Origin of the sequence: Flavobacterium chungbukense, from assembly GCF_020805785.1 — a bacterium.
Lineage (GTDB): Bacteria > Bacteroidota > Bacteroidia > Flavobacteriales > Flavobacteriaceae > Flavobacterium > Flavobacterium chungbukense.
In genome coordinates, this window is the sequence record NZ_JAJGZV010000001.1 from 1,070,732 (window position 1) to 1,087,622 (window position 16,891).

7 protein-coding genes are annotated in these 16,891 nt (G+C 36.1%); all 7 read left to right on the forward strand.

What is annotated here, in order from left to right:
- The first annotated feature begins 195 nt into the window (after window positions 1-195).
- The 7 genes from LL966_RS04375 (at window position 196) to LL966_RS04405 (ending at window position 16,883) form a co-directional block, all read left to right on the forward strand.
- Entirely contained in the window at window positions 196-2,382 is a 2,187-nt protein-coding gene (locus LL966_RS04375; protein WP_229350562.1) for an alpha-L-rhamnosidase-related protein, read from the forward strand.
- A gap of 293 nt (window positions 2,383-2,675) precedes the next feature.
- Window positions 2,676-4,352, forward strand: coding sequence for a glycoside hydrolase family protein (locus LL966_RS04380; protein WP_229350564.1), 1,677 nt, complete (start codon window positions 2,676-2,678; stop codon window positions 4,350-4,352).
- Between the two features lie 135 nt (window positions 4,353-4,487).
- A complete protein-coding gene (locus LL966_RS04385; protein WP_229350566.1) occupies window positions 4,488-5,612 on the forward strand; it encodes a glycoside hydrolase family protein in 1,125 nt (374 codons plus the stop codon).
- Window positions 5,613-5,841: 229 nt separating this feature from the next.
- Window positions 5,842-9,162 carry a glycoside hydrolase family 2 TIM barrel-domain containing protein gene (locus LL966_RS04390; RefSeq protein WP_229350568.1) on the forward strand — a complete coding sequence of 1,107 codons (3,321 nt, stop codon included), beginning with the start codon at window positions 5,842-5,844 and terminating at the stop codon, window positions 9,160-9,162.
- Window positions 9,163-9,333: 171 nt separating this feature from the next.
- Window positions 9,334-12,726, forward strand: a complete 3,393-nt coding sequence (locus LL966_RS04395) for a glycosyl hydrolase (protein ID WP_229350570.1) — start codon at window positions 9,334-9,336, stop codon at window positions 12,724-12,726.
- Window positions 12,727-12,886: 160 nt separating this feature from the next.
- The gene (locus LL966_RS04400) at window positions 12,887-14,311 is read left to right on the forward strand and encodes a sialate O-acetylesterase (protein ID WP_229350573.1); all 1,425 of its coding nucleotides are present in this window, start codon (window positions 12,887-12,889) and stop codon (window positions 14,309-14,311) included.
- Window positions 14,312-14,552: 241 nt separating this feature from the next.
- Entirely contained in the window at window positions 14,553-16,883 is a 2,331-nt protein-coding gene (locus LL966_RS04405) for a DUF5703 domain-containing protein (protein ID WP_229350575.1), read from the forward strand.
- The last annotated feature ends 8 nt before the right edge of the window (window positions 16,884-16,891 follow it).

Below are 16,891 nucleotides of genomic sequence, written 5' to 3' on the forward strand. Positions count from 1 at the left end.
TTAAATATTTAGAGTCCATCTCATCAGCGTCCCATAAAATTATAACATCATTTTTTTTAGTACTAAAAAAGTGATACCTGATAATTTTTACCTTAAAAAATTATCAAAAAGTATTATTTTTTATGAAATAGCAGGATAGTGCAGGTTGTGAAATGTAAAGATAACACTTATCTTTAGTCCCAAAATAAACTTACTATGCTAAACCGATTTTCCATTTTTAAAATTTTACTTCTTTTTGTTGCTCTTTTTTCTTGTTCGCTGTCATCAGCACAGGAAAAACCAAAAGAAGCGACATGGATCTGGTATCCAGGCGATTTTGAAGTTTGGTTAAGCAATAAAATGCAAGTAAGACGTACAGAACGTGAAGCAGTATTTCCGCCACTTTGGCAATATTACAGTCCTTATGCTTTGGTCACTTTTCAAACCGAAGTAGATATTCCAAAGCCAGATGAAGTTAAAATCTTCTCAGAAGGACCTTTTCAATTACTTTTAGATGGCGTTCAAATTTACGGACAGCCAAAATCAATAAAAATTCCTTCTGGAAAACACAAAATTTCCTTTAAAGTTTATAATCAGGAAGTATTGCCAGCTATTTATATTGCTGGTAATTATGTTAAATCTGATGCTTCTTGGAAAGTAACTAATGAAGATAAACTTTGGATCGATGAAACTGGAAAAGCACAGCAATCCGGTACGCCTTGGGTTCCTGTTGGTTCTTGGAATTTTAATTCGCCGGAAAATAAGCCTTCAGAATTTAAATTGACAACGAAACCTTTAAGCGCAAAGAAAACTGAAAAAATAGGGACTGGTCAGTTAGTAGATTTTGGTAAAGAAACTTTCGGTTACATTAAAATTCATGGTTTAAAAGGAAAAGGCAAACTAGCACTTTATTACGGTGAATCTCGTGAAGAAGCGTTGGATTCTGCCAAATGCGAAACCTTAGATCATTTATCTTTTGATGGAAAACAATCTGAAACCTACACACATGATGGATCGAAAGCATTTCGTTATGTTCAAGTTCAAGCAGATGCAGGTGTAAAATATGATTCTATTTCGATGTTGTATGAATATTTACCATTAGATTATCGTGGTGCATTCAAATCTTCGGATGAACAATTGAATAAAATTTGGGATGTGTCGGCTTACACGATGCATTTAACCTCTCGTGAATTTTTTATAGACGGAATTAAACGTGACCGCTGGGTTTGGTCTGGCGATGCTTATCAAAGTTATTTAATGAATTATTATTTATTCTTTGATTCGGCTTCAGTGGAAAGAACGCTGTTGGCTCTTCGTGGAAAAGATCCTGTTACAGCTCACGTAAATATCATCATGGATTATTCTTTGTATTGGTTTGTAGGTGTTTACGATTACTACTTGCATACGGGCGATACAAAATTCATCAAGACTTTTTATCCAAGAATGAAATCGCTTATGGATTTCTGTTTAGAAAGAAGAAACAAAAACGGATTCCTGGAACCATTAGAAGGCGATTGGGTTTTTATTGACTGGGCAGACGGACTTCCAAAAACAGGCGAAGTCAGTTTTGAACAAATGCTGTTAGCAAGAAGTTTAGAAGCTATGGCTGTAAGTGCTGAAATTGCGGGTAAAACTGAAGACCAAAAACAATATCAAAAATTAGGAGATGATTTAAAAACCAAATTATTCGATGTGTTTTGGGATAAAAAAGAAAACGTTATGAAACACCAGCGCATCGACGGTAAAATGCAAAATATTGTAACGAGATACGCTAATATGTTCGGTATATTCTTCAATTATTTTACTGAAGAACAGAAACAAAGTGTAAAAAATAAAGTGTTGCTTAATAAAGATGTGCTTCAAATCACAACGCCATATATGCGTTTTTATGAGTTAGAAGCATTGTGCGCAATGGGCGAACAGGATTATGTTTTAAAAGAAATGAAAGATTATTGGGGCGGAATGCTGAATGAAGGCGCAACATCTTTCTGGGAAGAATATAATCCAACCAAAAAAGGAACAGAACATTTAACGATGTACGGTCGTCCTTACGGAAAAAGCCTTTGCCACGCTTGGGGTGCAAGTCCGATTTATTTATTAGGAAAATATTATTTGGGTGTAAAACCAACTGCTCCGGGGTATTCAGAATACGAAATCAAACCCAATTTAGGAGGCTTAAAATGGATGGAAGGAAAAGTGCCCACACCAAACGGAGAAGTTGCTGTGTATTGCAATACCAAAGAAATCAAAGTAAAAGCAGGCGAAGGAGAAGGAAAATTGATTTTTGAAAGTTCATCTAGACCAAAAACAAGTTCGGGAACGATTACAGAATTAGCAAAGAATAAATATCAATTGATTGTAAAACCGAATGTGGAGTATAAAGTGAGTTATAAGGCTTTATGAGTTATGAGTAATTAGTGATTAGTGATTAGTGATTAGTAATTAGCTGCTAGTTTATAACGTCTAGTTTGTCATTCCGACGAAGGAGACCCGAGCGATAGCGAATAGGCGAAGCAAATCCCACTCGTAACCACAAAAATTATCACGTACAGTTTGTCATTTCGACGTAAGGAGAAATCTTCGTAAGTAGCTCCGCACCGAATGTCGCCAATCTTTGTAGAGTTTCTCGCGAAGATTTCTCGTTCCTCGAAATGACAAGATTGAAGAAATTCAGAGTCAATAAAAATAAAAAAACAATGTTTTCAAAAAATAAAATACACAACTTCAAATTAAAAACCGCTTTCCTAATGCTGTTTGTAACCTGCATCCAAGCCACAGCACAAACGACATGGAAACCAGCATCATTTGAAATCGTAAAATCCAATTACAAAACTTTCAAAACCACCCAATACGCTCATATATTCTCAGGAAGCAAACACAATATTGTTCGTTTAGCTCCAGAATTGCAAGATTTAACTGGAATTGAACTTCCTTTAGATAAATATAAAAACGGAACTAATGCTCCATTACAGTTAAAATTTAAGGAACCAGTAACTGTTATGGTTGGTGTTTTTCAGGATAAAAATGCTGAATATCTTCAACCCAATCAAGTTGGCAATAGTAATGAGATTCTTGTAAATGGAGTTACGATTACAGGTTTACCGCCAGTAAGTGTTTATGCAATTCCTTACGGAAAAGGAACTCACACTATTTTACCAAATCAAAAAGGATTATTTGCTGTTTTGGGAGTTTTGAAAAGCGACCAGCAATTGAATGCAAGAGATGTTAAATTACCAGACGGAAAACTTTGGAATCCAACCTTTATTGTTGAAGGATTTTCAGATGAAAAACCGCTTTTCGAAGTTATCGGAGGAGAAAGTAAACCCGTTATAGATGAAGGAATGTCTGGAACAGAAGGAATTCAAGGCGGTTTTGAAGGCGGACGTGTGGTAAAAGTCGGCGATATCTATCATATGTTTCCAACAGAAAGAGCAGGAGAAAAAGGTGTTGATTACTATTACGATCGTGTAAAAACAAAAATTGGACATTGGACAAGTAAAGATGCCATTCATTGGAAAAGAGAATCTACAATCTATCAAGCTAGCGGAACTTACGCAGTAACCGAAGATGATAATCCAATGAATGATCGTCGTGCTGCCATTTGGTCGTATATGCCTGTTTTTAATGAAAAGGCAAACAAATGGTACGGCTATTATTTGGCTTATACCGTAAGTAAAGAAATAGAACCGAATCACTCTTTTGGAAGAATCTGGCGTTGCGAGTCGACTGTTGAAGGAATCAACGGAATTGGTGGGCCTTATAAAGATATGGGAATCATCATGGAACCTGGATTAGATTCTCAACCTTGGGAAGGACGTCAGGGAGTAGCTTCGTTTTTTCCGTATCAAGTAGGCGATAAATACTTCGGATTTTACAGTGGTGCGTATCCGTTTAATTCATGGGCAGATTATCCGAAGAAATCAGGAAAAGGCTGGTTTGTAGCTTTAGCCGAATCCAAAAGTTTAGAAGGTCCTTGGTTAAGAATGAACAAAGGTCTGGAGCCAATTAAAACCATGCATCCGTTATTTGTAGAAAATCCAATTGTAAGTCAACTACCAAACGGAATGTATATCGCTATTTTCGATGGAGGTCCAGATGGCTGGGGGCATCATTTACCAAATATGATTGCGTATTCGTTATCAGCAGACGGAGTTAATTGGGCAGAAGCACATTATTTACCAATAGAAACTAAAGTTGATAAATGGTGGGACATTATGAGAACGCCTTTGTGTTTAATCCCAGAAGGAAATGACGTTTACACAATCGTGTATAATGCTATCGATTTGAAAAGAAGATTTCATCCAACAGGAATGGTAAGAGTAAAATTGAACAGAGACGTTATGGGTTCTCGTTTAAAAGAATTGAAAAAATAATTTCACGCAGATTTTACAGATTTTAGCTGATTGACGCAGATAAAAATCACTTAATAATCTGCTTAAATCTGCTAAAATCTGCGTGAAAAAAAAACTTAGTGCCTTAGCGCCTTAGTGGCAAAAAAAAACATAAAAATGAAAATTAAATACCTAATCCTAACCATTTCAGCACTTGCCATAACAAGCTGTGCTACCAAATACAAGAAAAGAGAAATCACCGACAGCGTAATGCAGGAGATTTACGAAGAAATCAAAACGCCTTATAAATACGGTTTGGTAATGGTTCCTACCGACAACTCATACAAAATGGATTGCCCGAGTGTATTTAGAAAAGACGGCAAATGGTACATGACGTATTTAATTTATGACGGAAGAGGATATGAAACCTGGTTAGCAGAAAGTGACAACCTTTTAGATTGGAAATATCTAGGAAAAGTAATGTCTTTCTCAGAAAATGAAAAACATTGGGATGTGAACCAAAAAGCTGGATATATTTCGTTACAAGATCCAACTTGGGGCGGAAGCTACGAATGGGAGAAATACGATGACAAATACTGGATGAGTTATTTTGGCGGAGACAGTAAAGGTTATGAAGCTGGAGTTTTGTCAATCGGAATGGCATACACCAAAGAAGCGCCAACAAAACCACACGAATTCCAAAGATTAGAGAATCCAGTTTTAACACCAAAAGATAAAGACGCCAAATGGTGGGACAATAGTACGATGTACAAAAACAGTGTGATTCGGGATAAAGATAAATTGACAGGACATAATTTCATCATGTATTATAACGCCCGTGGCGATAGTATAAATCCGGCTAAAGGTGCAGAACGCATTGCGATGGCAGTATCAAACGATATGAAAACATGGAAGCGTTATGGCGATAAACCATTAATCAATCATCATAAAGGAATCTCGGGAGATGCTTATATTCAGCGAATTAATGATACTTGGGTAATGTTCTATTTTGGAGCTTTTTGGACGGGTTGGAATCAGGGTGCATTTAACCGTTTTGCAGTTTCCAATGATTTAGTAAACTGGACCGACTGGAAAGGCGAAGATTTAGTTAAATCCTCTGAACCTTACGATGATATGTTTGCGCATAAATCATTTGTGGTAAAGCATGATGGTGTAGTCTATCATTTTTATTGTGCCGTTAACAAAGCAGAACAAAGAGGAATTGCCATTGCAACTTCTAAAGATTTGGGAAAAAGCAAATTGAATTTTGTGGCACCGCCTGAGAAAAAGAAGAAGAATTAAGTACAAAGTACAAAGTACAAAGAATTAAGATACAGTACGTTTTAAACCTGATAGGTTTTTAAAATCTGTCAGGTTTAATTACACAAAATAAATAAAGACCCAGTTTTGTCATTTCGACGAAGGAGAAATCTCCACAAGTAGCTCCGCACAGGATGGTTACCAATCTTTGTAGAATATCGCGCGAAGATTTCTCGTTCCTCGAAATGACAAAAAAACTAAAAATAAAATAATGTTTAAAACCAATCATATTCAGCAATTTTTCAACTTTCGACTTTCAGCTTTCGACTTTTTGACTGTAATTTTACTATTTACATCTTATACGCACGCCCAATCCGTAACAGGAGAGCCAGCAGGAATTCCAGAATTGCATAAAAAGTACGAATTCGCTCCGTGGGAAGATCCAACAGTTACAAGCATCAACAGACAACCATCAAGAGCAACAGCTTATTCTTACGCAAGTGTAGAAGACGCTTTAAAAGGCGACAGAACCAAAAGCAGAATCCAAATGTTAAATGGCGATTGGGATTTTAAATATGCTGTAAATCAGAAAGAAGCTTCGAAAGATTTTTATAAAAATACCGTTTCAGGCTGGGATAAAATCGAAGTACCATCAAATTGGGAAATGAAAGGTTATGACAATCCAATTTACAAAAGTGCTGTTTATCCGTTTAGACCAATAAATCCACCTTATATTCCTAAAGATTATAACGGAGTTGGTTCTTACCAGAGAAGTTTCACTGTTCCTGAAAACTGGAAAAATATGACCGTGACTTTACATTTTGGAGCTGTAAGTTCAGGTTTTGAGGTTTGGTTAAACGGAGAATTTTTAGGTTATGGAGAAGACAGTTTTCTGCCATCAGAATTTGATATTACACCTTATTTAAAAGCGGGAGAAAATGTAGTTTCTGTTCGTGTAATTCGTTGGACGGATGGTTCTTATTTAGAAGATCAGGATCATTGGCGTATGAGCGGAATCCAACGTGAAGTTTTCATTATGGCTGAGCCAAAATTGCGTATTCAGGATTTCTTTGTTCAAACGAAATTAGACAAACAATATACAGATGCGATTTTCAAATTGCGTCCAAAAGTTGAAAATCTGACAGGTGAAAAAGTCAAAGATTACACAATGAATGTTCAATTGTACGATGCCAATAATACGGCGATTTTCAAAGAACCGCTTCAAAGACCTGTGATCGATTTAATCAATGAAAGTTATCCTCGATTGGATAATGTTCGTTTCGGATTCTTTCAGGAAAATATCAAAAATCCTAAGAAATGGAGTTCAGAAGAACCGAATTTATATACGATGGTCATTTCTATAAAAGATAAAAACGGCAATGTTACAGAAGCAAAAAGTTGCAAAGTAGGTTTCCGTTCGATCGAATTTTCGAAAGAAAATGGAAAAATGCTCATTAACGGAAAAGAAACTTATGTATATGGCGTAAACCGTCACGATCATCATCCAACAAGAGGAAAAGCGGTTACGAGAGAAGATATCAAACAAGATATTACCACGATTAAAAAGTTCAATTTCAATTTTATACGTACAAGCCATTATCCAAACGATCCTTATTTCTACGAATTGTGCGATCAATACGGAATTATGGTTATGGACGAAGCGAATCAGGAAACACATGGAATTGGCGGGAAATTAAGTAACGATCCACTTTGGACAAATGCTTATATGGAACGAATGATCAGAATGGTCGAAAGAGATAAAAACCATCCATCGGTTGTCATGTGGAGTTTAGGAAACGAAGGAGGAAAAGGGCCAAATCATTCGGCAATGTCTGGTTGGGTTCACGATTTCGATATTACACGTCCAGTCCATTACGAACCAGCACAGGGAAATGCAAAATTAGACGGATATATCGATCCGCTTGATCCTGGATATCCAAAAACAATTGATCACGCTTATCGATTCGAAAATCCGCAGGATGATTCGTATGTTGATATGGTTAGCCGTTTTTATCCGGGTGTTTTCACACCGAAATTTTTAGTCGATCAAAAGAAAGATACTCGCCCGATTATTTTTGTTGAATATTCTCATGCAATGGGGAATTCAGTTGGAAATTTAAAAGAATTATGGGATGAATTCCGTTCGCTTCCAAGAGTTATCGGAGGTTGTATCTGGGAATTTAAAGATCAGGGAATCGTGAAATTTGATTCCAGGTCTGGTCAGAATTATTTTGCGCACGGAGGAGATTTTGGCGAGAAATACCATGATGGAAATTTCAATACAAAAGGAATTGTAGATTCTAACGGAAAACCAAAAGGTTCGATTTTTGAAAACAAATGGGTATATCAGCCAGCGATTTCGACTTTAAACGGAAGTCAATTAGAAATTAAAAATCGTCAGTCGGTTAAATCATTAGAAGGTTATATTCCGGTTTTAAAAGTGTTGGAAAACGGAAACGTAATCAAAACTCAGATTTTAAAACCATTAAAAGTAGAAGCAGGACAATCAACAACCTTAGATATCAGTTCTTATCTTCCAAAAATGAAAGCTGATGCCGAATATATTTTAAATATAGAATTCCAGCTTTCAAAGGATGAATTATGGGCTTCAAAAGGTTACGCTGTCGCGGAAGATCAGTTTGTATTGAAAAAGAAAGAAGTGATTTCTCCAGAATCTAAGAAAGAAAATTTAAACGTTTCTGAATCAGATTCAGATTTCAAAATCAAAGGAAAAACTTTTGATATTACGATTGGAAAAGCAAACGGAGCTTTGAGTTCTTATATTTTTAACGGAGAAGAACAAGTTTTTGCACCGCTATTACCAAACTTTGTAAGACCGCTTACAGACAATGATAAACGTGGTTGGAAATCGCAAAAGCTGTTGAAACAATGGTACAAAGCAAAACCAAAATTGGTTAACATTTCAATTGACAAATCAGCTTCGGAAATTAAAATAACAAGTGATTATGAAGTTATAAAAGATAGTGCGAGCGTAAAAGTAATCTATAATATTTTACCAAACGGATTAATAAAAGTAGATTACAGTTTAAAAGCATCAAATAAATTACCGAACATTCCAAAAATCGGAATGCAGATGGGTGTTCAAAGAAAATTCGACCAGATTTCATGGTATGGAAAAGGAGAGTTAGAAAATTACAGCGACAGAAGTTTTGGTTCGTTTGTTGGGAAATATTCACTTCCAATTAATGATTTTATCGAACATTATCCAAAACCGCAAGAAAACGGAAACAGATGTGATGTGAGATGGATGGCATTAAGTACTCCACAGAAAAACAACGGATTTTTAGTTGTAAACGATACCAAACTTTTAAGTATGAGTGCATGGCCGTATACACAGGAAAATCTGAGTGCTGCAGGACACACGTATGATTTGAAAGATCCTGGATTCTTAACTGTAAACATCGATTTAATCCAAATGGGAGTGGGAGGAAATGACAGCTGGACGATTGTTGCACAGCCATTGGAACAATATCAGATTAAATCTGGAGATTATGAGTACAGTTTTTATTTGACGCCTTTTAGTGGTTCGAAGAATGAATTAGAAAGTAGTTTGAAGAAATTTAAATATTAAATTTTAAAAAATTAACCATATAAGTGATATAAGATAATTCAAGTGTTAGCTTCAACATGAATTCGTAAGTTTTATTTTAAAAAATAGTACATGTAAGAATAACAAAACAAAAGCTATTTAAGCAAACTTAAATTATCTTATATCACTTATATGGTAAAAAAAATAATAATAATGTTTCAAAAAAAACACCTCTTTTTTATCCTCCTTTTGGCGAGCTTCGTCTCTGCACAGGAAATCCATAAAAAAGAATCTTTTCAGCCAACACCAGAATCCTCAAGACCTTGGGTGTATTGGTATTGGATGAAATCGGCGTATTCTAAACCCGGAATTACAGCAGATTTAGAAGCGATGAAACAAGCTGGAATTGAGGGAGCTTATTTAATGACCATAAAAGGACCAGCAAATCCGCCGTTGCTAGATCCGCCAGTTTTACAGTTGACTCCTGAATTTTGGGATATGATTCATTGGGCTTTTAAGGAAGCAGATCGTTTAGGTTTGAAACTGGCTTTTCATGGAGCTGACGGATTTGCCGTTGCAGGTGGGCCTTGGATTACCCCAGAAATGTCGATGCAGAAAATAGTCTGGTCTACGACTGAAATTTTAGGAGGAAAGAAAATAGCGCTAAAATTGCCAGTTCCAGAACATTATAAAGATTATTATAAAGAAATTGCAACTTTTGCTATTCCGATAAAAGAATATCAAATTACTTCGCAAATGCAACTGCCAAAAGTAACGACATCAAACAACACAGATGCATCTTTTTTGGCTAATCCTAAAAAAGACGAAAACTTCAAGTTTGCCGATGCAGGCTGGATTCAGTATGAATTTGCACAGCCTTTTACCTGCAGATCCATCGTAATTGAAACCAAAGGAAGAGATTTTCAGGCACAGCGTCTGATTGTAGAAGTGAGTGATGACGGAATCAATTTTAGATTCCACGAAAGAATGATCGCGCCACGTCACGGCTGGCAGGATATGGATTTTCCCAATACACATACCATTACGCCAGTTACAGCAAAATATTTCAGATTTGTGTATGACCCAAAAGGTACAGAACCCGGAGCAGAAGATTTGGATTTTGCGAAGTGGAAACAGAATCTGAAAGTGAGTAAAATAACCCTTTCGAATCAGTCATTAATAAATAATTACGAGGGAAAATCTGGAGCAATCTGGCGTTTGACTCCGCAGACTACCGACAAAGAAATTCCAAATTCTGATGCATTTAAAAAATCAGAAATTATCAATATTTCGAGTTTTGTTAATGCTGATGGAAACTTGAATTGGAAAGCACCAAAAGGGAAATGGAAAATAATCCGAATGGGGCATACTTCGACAGGACATGAAAATGCCACTGGAGGAGCAGGAAAAGGATTGGAAGTTGATAAATTTAATCCAGAATTAATTCGTTTTCAGTTGGATCATTGGTTTGGAGAAGCTGTTCGTTCTGCTGGCCCTGAATTGGCTTCAAAAGTTCTGGAAATTCTGCATTTTGACAGTTGGGAATGCGGAAGCCAAAACTGGTCTTCGGTTTTTCAAGCGGAATTTAAAAAGAGACGTGGCTACGATCTTGTAGATTATCTTCCAGTTATGGCGGGAATTCCGATAGAAAATGCCGATTTTTCAGAGAAAGTTTTATACGATGTTAGAAAAACAATTGCCGATTTAGTAGCCGATAATTTCTACGGAACTGTCGCTCAAATTGCAAAAGAATATAACGTTAAGTTAAGTTCAGAAAATGTCGCGCCAACCATGATGAGTGATGCTTTGCTGCATTATAAATATGTCGATTATCCAGGTGGTGAATTTTGGCTAAAAAGCCCAACACACGACAAACCTTTTGATATGGTCGATGCCATTTCGGGTGGTCATATTTACGGAAAAGATATTATTCAAGCAGAATCTTTCACCGCTTTACGAATGGATTGGGACGAGCATCCCGGAAACTTAAAAACAACGGCAGATCGCAATTACGCTTTAGGAATCAACCGTTTATTCTATCACGTTTTTGTCCATAATCCTTGGACAGATAGAAAACCGGGAATGACTTTAGACGATATCGGAACTTTTTTCCAACGAGACCAAACTTGGTGGAAATCCGGAAAAGCGTGGTTTGATTATTGTCAAAGAGTACAGTTTCAGTTGCAAAAAGGAAAACCAGTAATTGACTTGGCGGTTTTTATTGGCGAAGATTTTCCTTCCCGTTCTTTTGTTCCAGATCGATTAGTACCTTTTATTCCGAATGTGTTTGGTGCAGCAAGATTGCAAAGCGAGAAAATCCGTTTAGAAAATGAAGGTCAGTCAACGGCAAAAATGCCAAAAGAAGTGACCTATTCTAAAAATATTACCGATTTATCGCAATGGATTAATCCGCTAAATGGGTATCAATACGATTCTTTCAATGCAGATGTTTTAATTAATAGAGCGAAAGTAGTAAACGGAAAAATTTCGTTTGATGGCGGAATTGAATACGGTGCTTTATTCTTCCCAGGAAGTCACAAAATGGCACCGAATAAGATTTTATCTTTGGCTTCCGCCGAAAAAATATTGCAATTACTAAACGACGGCGCAACGATTTTTGTGGATGAAAAACCGAACCTTCAGCCAGGAATTAATTCAGAAGTAGATCAAAAGAAATGGCAGAATGTAATTGATGAAATTTGGAATAGCGCCAACTCGTCTTCATGGAAAATCGGAAAAGGTACGGTTGTAAAACTGCCATATTTAGGAAATGATTTTACTTCCATCGGAATCACACAAGACGTTTATTTTCCAAATTTAAACCGAGCTGATTCACAAACATTGGCTTGGGCACATCGTAAATCGGATACGGAAGATATTTATTTCATTTCCAATCAAAAAGGAGAAAGAAGAACTTTCGATGCTTCTTTCAGAATAGCTGGAAAAATTCCAGTTTGGTACAATCCCGTAAATGATAAAACTTCGGCTTTAGCCAATTGGAAAATAGAAAACGGAAGAACAATTGTATCAATAACTTTAGATGCAAACGAATCTGGTTTTGTGATTTTTAAAGAGGAAACCAATGAAGTTTTAGCAAAAGGAAAATCATCTGAATTTGAAAAAGTGCAGACTTTAGATGAAAACTGGGAATTACAATTTGATCCTGCTTTTAAAGGTCCAAAAGAAGTGGTAAAAACAAATAAACTTTTTGACTGGAGTACTTCTGAAAATGATCAGATTAAGTATTATTCAGGAACTATCAGCTATAAAAAAGAGTTTATTTGGAAAGGAAAAACTTCAGAGAAAATCTGGTTGGATTTAGGTGAAATCGCCAATATCGCCGAAATCAAAATCAACGGAAAAGATTGCGGAACGCTTTGGACTTTCCCTTTCAAAACTGATATTTCAAAAGCTTTACAAAAAGGGAAAAACACGATAGAAATAAAAGTTACAAATACGTGGGCAAATAGATTAATTGGCGATCAAAAATTGCCAAAAGAAGAAAGATTAACGTGGACAACAGCGCCGTTTCGTTTAGAAGGAGAACCTTTGTTGAAAGCGGGATTATTTGGGCCGGTTATGATTTTGAAAGAGAAAAATAAATAAAAATTTAGCCACAGATTAAAATGATTATTTGGATTGTCACCCTGAGCGAAGTCGAAGGGCGCTTCAATTGGAATCGGGCTTCGACTTCGCTCAGCCTGACATAACTAAAATTAATAATCCTTTTTAATCCTCTAATCTGTGGCAAAAAAAAAATAAAAAAATGAAAAAAACAATTATTGCATTATTAACGATTTTAGCGAGTCTTCAAATCAATGCAAAAATCAAATTACCAGCATTGTTTACCGACAATATGATGTTGCAGCAAAAATCCAATGCACCCATTTGGGGCTGGGCAGAAAAGAACGCCAACATTGTAATCAAAACTTCTTGGGATTCTAAAATTTACAAGGTAAAAGCAGACGCTTCAGGTAAATGGAAAACAGAATTAAAAACGGTTTCATTTGGTGGCCCATACACGATTGAAGTTTCAGAAGGAAACGAAAAAGTAACCATCAAAAATGTTTTGTTGGGAGAAGTTTGGCTCTGTTCAGGACAATCCAATATGGAAATGCCTTTGAAAGGATTTCAAGGACAACCTGTTAAAAACGGAAACGAAATCATCGTAAGATCAACTAATAAAAACATTCGATTAATCACCATTCCGCGTGCTACGGTTTTAGAACCTTTGCAGGATTTTGAAGGAAAATGGGAAGAAGCATCTCCAAAATCAACATCCAATTTTAGTGCAACGGCTTGGTATTTTGGTTCGATATTGCAGGAAGTTTTAAATGTTCCTGTTGGATTGATTCATGTTTCATACGGAGGTTCTAGCATGGAAGCGTGGATGAACAAGGAAATGCTGAAAGATTTTGCAAGTGCTAAAATCCCGACCACAAAAGAAGAATTGGCAAAAGATCCAAACCGTGTTCCGACGACTTTATTTAACGGAATGCTTTCGCCTGTAATTGGTTACGGAATTAAGGGATGTATCTGGTATCAGGGAGAATCGAATTATGAAAGAGCTTCTGAATATAATGCTTTAATGAAGAAAATGGTAAGCAGTTGGAGAATGTTGTGGAATCAGGGAGATTTTCCTTTTTATTTTGCTCAGATCGCACCATTTAATTACGCCTCATTTCATCCAAAAGATTATCAGGAAAAATACAATTCAGCTTATTTGAGAGAAGCGCAGTTTAAGGCTTCAAAGGAAATTCCAAACTCAGCAATGGCGGTTTTAATGGATGTTGGAGAAGAAAACAACATTCATCCAATGGACAAAGAAAAAGGAGGAAACCGATTGGCTTTTCAAGCTTTGGCAAGAACGTACGGAATTGAAGGTTTTGAATTCGAAAGTCCGAAATATAAATCGATGGAAATAAAAGAAGGTTCAGTAACCGTTTCTTTTGATGATGTTGCCAACGGAATTACGTCTTATGATAAAGAAGTTTTAGGTTTTGAAATTGCAGGAGCAGACAAAGTTTTTTATCCAGCAAAAACGGTTGTAAGAAGAAAATCAGTAGTTCTGACTTCGGATAAAGTAAAAAATCCAGTTGCAGTTCGCTATTTATGGAAAGATTTCGCAAAAGCGGAATTGTTTAGTGCGGGCGGATTGCCAGTTTCTTCGTTTAGGACGGATGAGTGGTAATTGTTAATTGTTAATTATGAGTTATGAGTTATGAGTTTGACGTCTAGTTTGTCATCCCGAGGGACGAGGGATCACACGCGTAAATCGACAAAGATTGAAGACATTCTGTGCGGAGTTTCTCGTGTGATTTCTCCTTTCAGTCGAAATGACAAAAAATGAGAATAAATCTGCTTAATCAGCTAAATCTGCAAGAGAGCAAAAAATATACGTACAAGGTTTAAACCTTGCAGGAAAGAAAACGATGAAAAATATCATACTAGTAATACTTCTCTTCACGACGCTTTGCCTCAAAGCGCAAATTCCTGCGCTCGATAATTACAATCAAATCTGGACAGCGCAAAGCAACAATTCATCAGAATCCATGCCTTTGGGTGGCGGTGATATTGGTATGAATGTCTGGGTAGAGAAAGGAGATTTGTATTTCTATTTTTCACGAAGCGGCACTTTCGATGAACATAATACTTTATTGAAATTAGGACGTGTAAAGGTGACTTTAACACCAAATCCGTTTGAAGGGACAACAGGTTTTCGTCAGGAGTTAAAACTGAAAGACGGATATGTTTTAGTTGGCCAAAATGATACTAAGATTAAACTTTGGGTGGATGTTTTTAAACCAATTATTCATGTTGATTTAGAAAGTAAAAATCCGTTGAAAATGACAGCTTCTTATGAAAGTTGGCGTTATCAAAACCGTTATCCAAAAGGAAAAGAAAACAACGCTAATTCTTATAAATGGGCACCTCAGGGAGAACTTATTACATATAAAGATTCTATTTCATTTGAAAATAATGGTGTCAAATTTTATCACAGAAATAGAGAAAATACCGTTTTTGATGTAGCCGTAAAACAGCAGAAAATGGAATCGGTTAAAGACCAAATGCTGAATCCAATTGCGAATTTAACTTTTGGTGGATTCATGAAAGGCGATAATTTAAAACCTGATGGAACATATTTAGGAAAATATCAGTCGACAGATTTTAAAGGTTTTAGTTTATCAAGTGTAAAACCTTTAAAAAAGCATTCATTAGAAATTTTTTTAAACAACAGTCAATCCGATTTTTCTACTTGGGATTATGGATTAAAAAGTTTTATTTCATCCAATAAAAACACTTCAAAACAAGCCGAAAAAAACACTCAAAAATGGTGGAATAATTTCTGGAATCGCAGTTTTATTTTCACTCAAAAAAATCAATCGATTGAGAAAGATTCGGTGTATCAAATCGGGCAGAATTATCAATTGTTTCGATACATGCTGGGATGCAATGCGTACGGAAAATATCCAACAAAATTTAACGGCGGACTTTTTACAGTTGATCCTGTTTACACCAATAAAGATCTGAATTTTACGCCCGATTTCAGAAATTGGGGAGGCGGAACCATGACGGCTCAAAACCAACGATTGGTTTATTTTCCGATGGTAAAAAGCGGTGATTTTGATATGATGAAATCGCAATTAGATTATTACGTAAGTCTTCAAAAAAATGCTGAATTAAGAAGCAAAGTATATTGGAATCATAATGGTGCATCATTTACAGAACAATTAGAAAATTTTGGACTCCCAAATCCAGCTGAATACGAATGGAAACGTCCTGCAGATTACGATCCAGGAATGGAATACAATGCTTGGCTGGAATACGAATGGGATACGGTTTTGGAATTTTGCCAAATGATGCTGCAGCAGAAAGAATATGCTGGAGAAGACATTCAAAAATACAATCAATTCATCATCAGCTGTCTTCGTTTTTTCGATGAACATTATCAATACTTAGCAAAACAACGAGGAAGAAAAGCTTTAGATGGAAACGGAAAATTAATTCTTTTTCCAGGTTCAGGAGCGGAAACTTATAAAATGGCAAATAATGCCAGCAGTACAATTTCGGCTTTGCAAGTTATTACAGAAAACCTTTTAAACCTTTCAGGAAATCAGTTGTCAAAAGAAGACGTTGAATATTTAAAAGCATTTCAAACGAGAATTCCGCCTTTAAACTTTGGACAGATTGAAAATCATAAAGTTTTGCTTCCTGCCAAAACATGGGAAAGAATTAATAATTCTGAAGTTCCGCAATTGTATCCCGTTTATCCGTGGGGAATTTACGGCGTTGGAAAACCAGATTTAGAATCGGCTTTAAATACCTGGAAATACGATCCTGATGCTTTAAAATTTAGAAGTCATATTGGATGGAAACAGGATAATATTTTCTCTGCTCGTTTGGGCTTAACCGAAGAAGCGATGAAATATAATACGTTAAAAATGGCGAATTCAGAAAGACGTTTTCCAGCTTTTTGGGGACCAGGATTTGACTGGGTTCCAGATCATAATTGGGGCGGATCGGGAATGATTGGAATGCAAGAAATGCTTTTACAGGAAGCAGAGGGGAAAATTTATCTTTTTCCAGCTTGGCCAAAAGAATGGAATGTTCATTTTAAATTACACGCCAAACAAAATACTACAATTGAAGCCGAACTTCTGAATGGAGAATTGAAGGTTTTAAAAGTAATTCCAGAAGAAAGAAAAAAAGACATTATAAATCTGTTAGGAAAATCTGAAGCAGAGAAAACGAAATTAAACTAACTATTGCT

Excerpts from the sequence above, each read along its gene's own strand:
- LL966_RS04400 (WP_229350573.1), top strand. The coding sequence starts at position 12,887 with ATGAAAAAAACAATTATTGCATTATTAACGATTTTAGCGAGTCTTCAA.
- LL966_RS04375 (WP_229350562.1), top strand. The coding sequence starts at position 196 with ATGCTAAACCGATTTTCCATTTTTAAAATTTTACTTCTTTTTGTTGCT.
- LL966_RS04385 (WP_229350566.1), top strand. The coding sequence starts at position 4,488 with ATGAAAATTAAATACCTAATCCTAACCATTTCAGCACTTGCCATAACA.
- LL966_RS04390 (WP_229350568.1), top strand. The coding sequence starts at position 5,842 with ATGTTTAAAACCAATCATATTCAGCAATTTTTCAACTTTCGACTTTCA.
- LL966_RS04395 (WP_229350570.1), top strand. The coding sequence starts at position 9,334 with ATGTTTCAAAAAAAACACCTCTTTTTTATCCTCCTTTTGGCGAGCTTC.
- LL966_RS04405 (WP_229350575.1), top strand. The coding sequence starts at position 14,553 with ATGAAAAATATCATACTAGTAATACTTCTCTTCACGACGCTTTGCCTC.
- LL966_RS04380 (WP_229350564.1), top strand. The coding sequence starts at position 2,676 with ATGTTTTCAAAAAATAAAATACACAACTTCAAATTAAAAACCGCTTTC.